Below are 7,988 nucleotides of genomic sequence, written 5' to 3'. Positions count from 1 at the left end.
GGGGGGGGGGGGGGGGGGGGGGCCCCCCCCCCCCCCGACTCTTTTCCCCACCCACCTCCACCCCCTCCGTCCCTCGCCTCCACTCCCGCCTTCGGCCTCTCGGTTCCTCGCCTTCGCTTGGCCTGCCTTCTCGGGCTTCTCGCCTCCGGCATCGGTCTGTGGGCCTCGGCCCCTCGCCCCTGCTCCTGGTCGCCCCACTTCCTCTACCGCTTCCTCGCCGGGCGCACCTTCTGGGCCCCGTGACACTCCCTCTGGCCGTGTCGAGGCGTTGCCGGGCAGGACTTAGGGCGTTATCAGCCTTGTTGTCCTGAATCTTGGTGTTTAGGGTCGTAAGGTAGATCTAATAATGCTTTGTAGTGCTTTCGTTTGCTTTGTCCTGACTTGATAGGTAAGGTTTGATCCACCTAAAGAGGTGGTGACCTGGTCTTCAGCCGGAAGGCCGCCGCCTCAACGTCGAATCCACGAGCCGCCACAGGCTCGGGGAGCCGGGGACCCAAGTTCACTGGGGTGAATCCGCGAAAGCGGTAGGGCAGACTCCAAGCCCGAATCCGTCAGCTAACCCGGTAGACGTCATTGGAGAGGAGATCCGAGTGGAGAACTCCACTTCGCGCAGTCCGTCTGCCGGGCAACCCTAAGCCCCGGTCACGCCGTCAGAAGCGGCGGACTAGTCGGCTGGTAGCAGCCGTCCACCGGGCGACTCCCTCGCCCTTCGCGACACAAGGTGGCCCTGCCACCCTGACCGACCCGAACGGAAACGCGCGATCATCGCCGGCGACGGCACCCCTGCCTTCGGCATACCCATCCGGTGACAGCGCCTTCCATCCCCCGCACCGATCCCTGCACGACTCGGAGCGCGGGTCCCCTTGTCTTCTGACGAAAGATCTGTCGCCCCATGTCTTTTTTCACGAGCACCCCCAAATGCCGATGGACCTCCGGCATCGTCAGCGCCACGCTGGCCTGCACCACCGCGATCTGCGCAACCGCCGTCTGCACCACCGTCTCGGCCCACGCCGACGACTCCCCCGTCGTCGCCGTGACCGCCCAGGCCACCAAGACCGCCCTCCTCACCGGCTCCACCAAGGCCTCGTACTTCTGGGACGACTCCTCCGGCCGCATGGGTGACACGGGCCTTCCGGCCATCGGCAAGCCGATGCAGAAGGGCCTGTTCGCCAGCCCGAGCTGGCCCCTCGGAACCGAGGGCTACGTCACCTACAACGGCAAGAAGGCGCCCTTCTTCATCGGTGACCGTGGCCCGGGCATCCCCTCCGAGAGCGGCGTCATGCTCGACATCGACGGGCGGACCTTCGCGGAGCTGACCGGCGGATCCTTCAGCGACTCGTCCCTCGTGGTCACCGGCTTCGGCGCCGGCCACATCGACGTGGACTACGTCATCACCAAGTGGGGCCCCGGCGTCGGCAAGAAGGACCAGCCCGTCCCCTTCTCCGCGGGTGCCTGGGGCGTCTACGACTCGACCCCCGCCTCGCCTCCCGCGACGGTCACCCCGCCGGTCTCGGCGTCCTCGGTGGTCCCGGTCACCGTCATCGGCGACTGACCCGCCCACCCCCGAAGCGGTGGCCACGGCCGACCCGCCGATGTGCGGACCCTGGCCCAGACTGCTAAAGTCACCGTAGTCACGCGCCGCTAGCTCAGTTGGTTAGAGCAGCTGACTCTTAATCAGCGGGTCCGGGGTTCGAGTCCCTGGCGGCGCACCACGGCCAAGGCCGATGACCTGGGCACTCTCCACTTGACGGGGGGTGCCCACAGTCATTTCCGCCCCGGCCGCCGGTGTGCCCGCCGCACCGCGATGGGTCCTCTACTGGGGCGGGTTCTCTTCCGCGTCTCGTAGTGCCTGCCCGGAGGCGCTCTTGAGGCTGGTGACCCAGGTTTCGAGCCTCTGTTTGAGCGCCAGGCCGGCGCTGTCGTAGGAGTTGTCGAGCTGGTAGGGGTCGGCGGACAGGTCGTACAGCTCATGTTCGCCGGTGTTGTAGGCGACGTAGTTCAACGCCGCGTTCACGCCGAGCGTGTTGGGTTTGGCCCGCAGGCCGACGTAGACGGGGGCGCCTCCGGTGGCGAGCGCTTGTGCGTCGCCGGGATCTTGGGGTTCCAGTAGGTTGTTCTGGGTGTTGGTGTTCAGGGTGCGGGGGCCGGCATGCTCGTTGAGGAACGCCAGGCGCCATGGCGATGGTGTGGTACCGCGCAGGAACGGCACGAGTGAGCGGCCGTCGACGAAGGCGGGCGCGGTCGCTCCGGCCAGTTCGGCGAAGGTCGGTGCGAGGTCGACGTTGAGGGTGAAGGCGTTGACGACCGCCCCGGCGGGGACGCCGGGTCCGCGGATGACCAGCGGGACGTTGAGATCTTCCTCGAAGGCGGTGTTCTTGCCGGAGTTCAGGCGGTGCTGGCCCTGGTGGAAGCCGTTGTCCGACGTGAAGACGATGTAGGTGTTGTCGAGCACGCCTTGCGCCTGCAGAGCGTCGATCGTGTCCTGGACGAGGTCGGCGACCGAGCGCAGGGATTCTCTGCGCTTTTCGTAGAAGGCGTCGATCTTGTTGATCTGGGCGGCGGTGAGCTTGGGTTTGTTCCGGATCCAGGCCGGCTTGTCGCTGACGTCGTCCTCGTTGAAAGACGGAGTTCGTGGAGCCTTGGCGTTGGGGTAGATGCCGTCGTAGCGCGGCGGCGGCGTCGCTGGTCCGTGTGGGATGTAGGGGGCGACGTAGGTGAAGAATGGCTTGTTCGGGTAGTCGGTGGTGGTGTTCTTGATGAACGTGGTCAGCCTGCGAGAGATCACGTCAACGCCGTAGTCCGCCGGCGCGCTGCCGAAGTGGACCGTCGTGCCATTGTCGTTGACGTCGTAGTTGTACTCCGAATACGGGCTTCCGCCGTTGGGGCTGAACCAGCGCGTCCACCCAGGCGGAATGTAGGTACTGCTGGGCGCTCCGTTGGGGTACCCGTTGAGGTATTTGCCGAAGAACCCGGTGCGGTACCCGGCGCTTTGCAGCCAGGTGGCGACGGTCGAGTCCTCCAGTCCTTTGCTGTGGACAGACTGGAATCCGCCGCCGGAGGCGGCCTCGTTGGTGTAGATGCCCGTGTTGTGGGCGAACTGCCCGCGCAGCGTGGAGGTTCGAGACGGACAGCACAGCGACAGTTCGACGAACTGTTTGTTGAATGTCGTGCCCTGACTGGTCAGGAGTGTTCGGAGCCCGGCGTCCTTGCCGAAGACGTCCTCGTTGAGGTCATCGGTGAGGATGAAGACGATGTTGGGCTGGGTCGTCGCTGCCGACGCCGGCGAACTGTCGAGTTTCACACCCGCGTAGGTGGTGCTCGCGGATGCGACAAGCAGGGCTACCAAGAGTTTCGATCGGTGACGATGTGGCTTGCGCGATGACATGACCTCATCGAATCCCAATTGAACCTACCGATCAAGTGGGGAATTGTGCCGCTGCGCCCCGCCGTCCATGTCGGGTCGGCTGTCGTCGGCGTCGAGTCCGCGAGTTCGGTCCCCGCGAGGGCGCACCTCTGCCGTCCCGCTCCACTCGATGCGCTGCACAGATCTGTTTCCGGTCTTTCGTGAACCGGCCGGGGCCGTGGCGCAATAGAGGGGGTGATGGATGACGACGAGCTGATCGCCCGCCTGGCGGGTGGCGACGACACCGCGCTGCGGGAACTGTACTTCCGGCACGCGCCGTGGCTGGCCGCCCGGCTGCGGGTCGCGCTGCCCGCCGCCGATGTGGAGGACGTGCTCCAGGAGACGTTCCTGGCGGTATGGCGCGGTGCCGCGGGATACCGGCCGGAAGGCTCCGGTGGCGGCTGGCTGTGGGGGATCGCCCGCAGGCAGGCCGCGGCGTGGCTGCGCCGCCGAGGCCGGGGCGACGACCTGGTGGCCGCCCTGGCGCGGGCCGGCCCGCCGTCCCTGGCCGATCCGGTGGAGGCCGTGCTGTCCCGGTCCGAGCTGGACGACGCGGTCGCCGCGCTGGGGCCGGCCGGAGGGCCGGAGCGTGAGGTGTGGCGGCTGCTCTATGTCGAGGACCGGCCGGTGGCGGAGGTCGCCGAGCTGACGGGCGTCCCGGCGGGCACGGTGAAAAGCCGCGCGTACCGGGTCAGGCGCCTGCTGCGTAAGGCGCTACCGGGGCGCTCGGTGGCGCAGGGAGGATCGTCATGAGCGAGCTGTCCGCGGACCGGGCCGGGGCCCCCGGCGACGTCGACCTGGATCGGGTGTGGATCGGGGTGGCCGCGCAGGTGTGGCGCCGCGAACCGGGATGGCCGGAACGGCTGGCGGGGCGGCTGCTGCGCTCGCCGGGGCTGGCCAGGGCGTTGCTGACCACGCCGTCGCTGCTGGTGCCGTGGCTGATCGCCAGCGTCGTGGTGTTCGGCGCGGGGGCGCTCGCGACGGCCGGGTCGGACCAGCCGCTGGTGGCGCTGATGACCCCGGCGCTGGCGGCCGCGGGCATCGCCTACGCGTACGGGCCGGGAATCGACCCGGCCTGGGAGCTGTCGGCCAGCATGGCGGTCAGCGACCGGATGGTGCTGCTGGTACGCGTCGTCGCGGTGTTCGGCGTCAACGCCGTCCTCGGCCTGGCCGCCTCGGCGGCGTCCGGGACGGCGGCGGGGCTCACGTTCGGCTGGCTGCTGCCGATGACCGCGGTCTCGGCGCTCGCGCTGGCCGCCGCGACGCTGGCGCGGTCGGCGAACGTGGGGGTGGCCGCCGGCGTGGCCGGCTGGACGATCATGATCCTCGCCGGGGAGACCGTCTCCGGGCGGTACACCTTCGCGGTCGGCGACCCCGCGCTCGTCCTCCCTTATCTGGCGTTCACGGCCGGCTGTGCCGCGGTCGTGCTGTACGCGACCCGTATGTCGAGAGGAACTTCGTGAACATCGAGATAAGCGGGCTGACCAGGCGATTCGGCCGCGCGCAGGCCGTCGCGGGGGTGGACCTGGAGGCCGGGCCAGGGGTGTTCGGGCTGCTGGGGCCGAACGGGGCGGGCAAGACCTCGCTGCTGCGGATGATGGCGACGGTGATCCCGCCGAGCTCGGGCCGCCTGCGGCTGCTCGGGCGAGATCCCGGCTCCCAGGGGCAGCGGAGGGAGATCCGGCGCGGGCTCGGGTACCTGCCGCAGACCCTCGGGTACTACCCGGGTTTCACGGTGGTGGAGTTCGTCGAGTACTTCGCGCTGCTCAAGGAGGTGCCCCCCGCGCGGGTGCCCGCCGCCGTGGCGTCCGCCGTCGAGCGTGTCGGGCTCGGCGACCGGGCCAAGGCGAAGCTGCGCAACCTTTCTGGCGGGATGCTGCGCCGGGCCGGCATCGCGCAGGCGATCGTGAACGAGCCTCGGCTCCTGCTGCTGGACGAACCGACGGCGGGGCTGGACCCCGAGCAGCGGGTGACGTTCCGTACCCTGCTCCGCGACCTGGGCGAGCAGGCCACCGTCGTGGTCAGCACCCACCTGGTCGAGGACGTCGGCGCCGCCTGCGGGAGGGTCGCGCTGATGGAGAAGGGGCGGATCGCCTTCGACGGCACCCCCGCCGAGCTGATCTCCCGTGGCGTGGGACACGGCACGGGAGACGCTCCGCTGGAGCGCGGGTACAGCGCCGTGCTCCAGCAGGTGCGGTCATGACCGCGGTGGCGGTCCCGCCACGGGCCGGGCGCGCACGCCTGACGCCGCCCGGGCGGTTGCTGCGGCTGGAACTGCGCCGCAACCCGATGCCGTGGACGTTGCCGCTGCTGGCCGTGCTGTACTGGTTCGACACCTACCAGACCATCGTGTCGTTCCCGCCCTACTGGCTCCAGCGGGCCATGATCATGCAGACGCACGCCATCACCGACTTCGAGCCGTTCGTCGTGGGCGTCGCGGCGTGGATGGGCTCGCGGGACGGTCGTCGCGGCACCACCGACCTGGTGGGCGTCACGTCGCGACCGCGGCTGTCGGCCCAGCTCGTCACCTGGGCGGCCACCGCCTGCTGGGCCGTGCTGGCGTACCTGGTCTTCGCGGGCGTCCTGTTCGCGATCATGGCTCGTGAGGCCGTCTGGGGCGGGCCGCCGTGGTGGCTGGTGGCGGTCGGCGCCGCGAGCATGGTGGCGTTCAGCGCCATCGGGTTCACCGCCGGGGCGCTGCTCCCCAACCGTTTCACCCCGCCGCTGGCGGTGATCGCCGTGGCCGTCCCGCTCCTGGTGGCGTTCCGGCTCGCGGTCCAGGGCGACGTGGTCGCGCTGATCGCGCCGGCCAACGACACGATCGGGCACAAGCCCGACGCGGACCTCGGCATCTTCCACCCCTTCCTGCCCGACCTCTCCATCACCCAGCTGATCTTCCTGTCCGGCCTCACCATCGCGGCCCTCGCCGCACTGGGCCTACCCGCAGGCTCGGGACCCTGGCGGGTCCGCCGGGTCTGTGCGGCGCTCGTCGTGCCCGGGCTGGTCGCGGCCGGGATCGCGGTCCGGCTGACAAGTACGGCGCGGCTGCAACCGCAGGGCATGATGGCCATCCCCGCCCTGCACGACAGCGCCGACGACCGGCCGATCGGCTACACCCCGGTCTGCGACCACTCCGTGGTCCCGATCTGCCTGCACCCGGCCTTCCGCGCCGACCTGCCGGACGTGGTGGCCGCCCTCGCCCCCGTGCTGAACCAGGTCACCGGCCTGCCCGGCGCACCCGTCCGTGTCGATCAGATCACGACGAACCTCCGGGCGTGGCCCAGCCTTGGGGAGGAGGTCAGCGGCAGCCCGCCGGCGCTTCGCCTGCCGCTCGCCGGCTACGGGGTCGCCCCGCGGAACTTCGGCTCCGCCTTCATCGCCGGCATGGTGCGATCGCGCGCCGGGATGACGATCGTGAGCAGCGTCGTCGGTGGCGGGTACAGCCCCGGCCCGATGGGCGAACCACGAGGCACCCCCGCCCAGCAGGCGATCGCGGCGGCCCTCCTGAAGCTGGCCGGCACGTCGTCCACCCCCCAGTGCGCCCGATCGGGCATCACGACAAGCTGCTACGTGGTCCCCATGCCCCCGCCCGGCACACCAATCCACACCGCGGCCCAACGCTTCGCCGCACTACCCACCGCCACCCGCCACACCTGGCTGACCACCCACATAACCGCCCTGCGCACCGGCCGCCTCTCCCTGAATCAACTGCCATGACCGCCCTGCGCACTGGCCGCCTTTCCCTGAAGCAACTGCCGTGATCGCGCTACGGATCGGCCGCTTTTCCCTGAATCAACTGCCATGACCGCGCTACGGATCGTTGGGCGCCTCTGCCTGGAGCCGCTGCCGTGACCGCCGCCGACCTGCGACCGGGGGTGGCGGGCCGGTCGTGGCCGGCGGGGCTTCGTCTGGTACGCCTGCATCTGGCCGGCCGTCAGGTCCCTGGGGCTCTCGCGGCACTGGCCGGGTGCGCAGTCCTCCTCAGGTGCGCGTTGCACTGGCACTGGATCCAGGGCAGCGGACCCTCCGCGCAACAACTGCCGCTGCTGATCGAGAGCGCTGCGGCCATGATCATCGCGGTCACCACCCGCAGCCCGTTCGGCGAGGTCGAACGCGCCACCGGCCGGTGGCTGCCCTGGCTGCGCCTCGGCACCACCCTGGCACTGACCGCGGCCGCCGCCGGGATGCTGGCCGCCGGTACCGTACCCGCGCACCTGCCCGGCGGCGACCTGGCCCTGCTGCGCAACGTCGCCGGTCTGGTGGGCGTCGGCCTGCTGTCCGCCGCCGTGCTCGGCGGTCATCTGTCGTGGGTCGGACCGGTGGGCTACCTGGGTCTGGCCGAGGTCGCCCTCACCTCCGCCCGGACCACGCCATGGATCTGGCCCGCCTGCCCACCCCACGACCACGCCGCGGCCCTCTGCGCCACCCTGGCCTTCACCGCAGGCACGCTCGCCATCACCTGGCGCGGCGCCCGCGACACCACCCACGAATGATTCACCTCCTGCGGTTCGGGACTGTTGGCCCTGCAATGGTCGATATCGGTCTCGTGCTGTGGTGGGGAACCTCGGGCGGCGATGGGGCGTCT

Annotated in this window: 7 protein-coding genes, 1 tRNA gene and 1 riboswitch; of the genes, 7 read left to right on the top strand and 1 reads right to left on the bottom strand. The window is 70.1% G+C overall.

What is annotated here, in order from left to right; translation table 11 throughout:
- The first annotated feature begins 441 nt into the window (after window positions 1-441).
- Window positions 442-586: riboswitch (cyclic di-AMP (ydaO/yuaA leader) on the top strand.
- A gap of 306 nt (window positions 587-892) precedes the next feature.
- Together NYZ98_RS20380 and NYZ98_RS20375 are read left to right on the top strand one after the other, a co-directional pair.
- Window positions 893-1,552 carry a hypothetical protein gene (locus NYZ98_RS20380; protein WP_262844419.1) on the top strand — a complete coding sequence of 220 codons (660 nt, stop codon included), beginning with the start codon at window positions 893-895 and terminating at the stop codon, window positions 1,550-1,552.
- Window positions 1,553-1,635: 83 nt separating this feature from the next.
- Window positions 1,636-1,712 (top strand) — tRNA-Lys (locus NYZ98_RS20375).
- Between the two features lie 101 nt (window positions 1,713-1,813).
- Here the strand turns inward: NYZ98_RS20375 and NYZ98_RS20370 are convergent.
- On the bottom strand, window positions 1,814-3,385 hold the full coding sequence (locus NYZ98_RS20370) for a sulfatase family protein (protein ID WP_262844418.1): 1,572 nt from the start codon (window positions 3,383-3,385) through the stop codon (window positions 1,814-1,816).
- Window positions 3,386-3,601: 216 nt separating this feature from the next.
- Here NYZ98_RS20370 and NYZ98_RS20365 point away from each other — a divergent pair, with 216 nt between their 5' ends.
- The 5 genes from NYZ98_RS20365 to NYZ98_RS20345 all read left to right on the top strand — a co-directional run bounded on the left by NYZ98_RS20365 (window position 3,602) and on the right by NYZ98_RS20345 (window position 7,896).
- Window positions 3,602-4,156, top strand: a complete 555-nt coding sequence (locus NYZ98_RS20365; protein WP_262844417.1) for an RNA polymerase sigma factor — start codon at window positions 3,602-3,604, stop codon at window positions 4,154-4,156.
- Window positions 4,153-4,866 carry a hypothetical protein gene (locus tag NYZ98_RS20360; protein ID WP_262844416.1) on the top strand — a complete coding sequence of 238 codons (714 nt, stop codon included), beginning with the start codon at window positions 4,153-4,155 and terminating at the stop codon, window positions 4,864-4,866. The genes NYZ98_RS20365 and NYZ98_RS20360 overlap by 4 nt, the downstream gene beginning before the upstream one ends.
- On the top strand, window positions 4,863-5,606 hold the full coding sequence (locus tag NYZ98_RS20355) for an ABC transporter ATP-binding protein (protein WP_262844415.1): 744 nt from the start codon (window positions 4,863-4,865) through the stop codon (window positions 5,604-5,606). The genes NYZ98_RS20360 and NYZ98_RS20355 overlap by 4 nt, the downstream gene beginning before the upstream one ends.
- Window positions 5,603-7,120, top strand: coding sequence for a hypothetical protein (locus tag NYZ98_RS20350; protein WP_262844414.1), 1,518 nt, complete (start codon window positions 5,603-5,605; stop codon window positions 7,118-7,120). The genes NYZ98_RS20355 and NYZ98_RS20350 overlap by 4 nt, the downstream gene beginning before the upstream one ends.
- 275 nt (window positions 7,121-7,395) lie before the next feature.
- Entirely contained in the window at window positions 7,396-7,896 is a 501-nt protein-coding gene (locus NYZ98_RS20345; protein ID WP_262844413.1) for a hypothetical protein, read from the top strand.
- Window positions 7,897-7,988 lie beyond the last annotated feature (92 nt).

Source organism: Sphaerisporangium corydalis (genome assembly GCF_025506355.1).
Classification (GTDB): Bacteria; Actinomycetota; Actinomycetes; order Streptosporangiales; family Streptosporangiaceae; genus Sphaerisporangium; species Sphaerisporangium corydalis.
The sequence above is the reverse complement of the archived record's forward strand: the minus strand, read 5'-3'. Positions and strand labels throughout refer to the sequence as shown.

Bases quoted from the DNA above. Each gene is read 5' to 3' on its own strand.
- NYZ98_RS20380 (WP_262844419.1), top strand. From the start codon at position 893: ATGTCTTTTTTCACGAGCACCCCCAAATGCCGATGGACCTCCGGCATC.
- NYZ98_RS20370 (WP_262844418.1), bottom strand. From the start codon at position 3,385: ATGTCATCGCGCAAGCCACATCGTCACCGATCGAAACTCTTGGTAGCC.
- NYZ98_RS20365 (WP_262844417.1), top strand. From the start codon at position 3,602: ATGGATGACGACGAGCTGATCGCCCGCCTGGCGGGTGGCGACGACACC.
- NYZ98_RS20360 (WP_262844416.1), top strand. From the start codon at position 4,153: ATGAGCGAGCTGTCCGCGGACCGGGCCGGGGCCCCCGGCGACGTCGAC.
- NYZ98_RS20350 (WP_262844414.1), top strand. From the start codon at position 5,603: ATGACCGCGGTGGCGGTCCCGCCACGGGCCGGGCGCGCACGCCTGACG.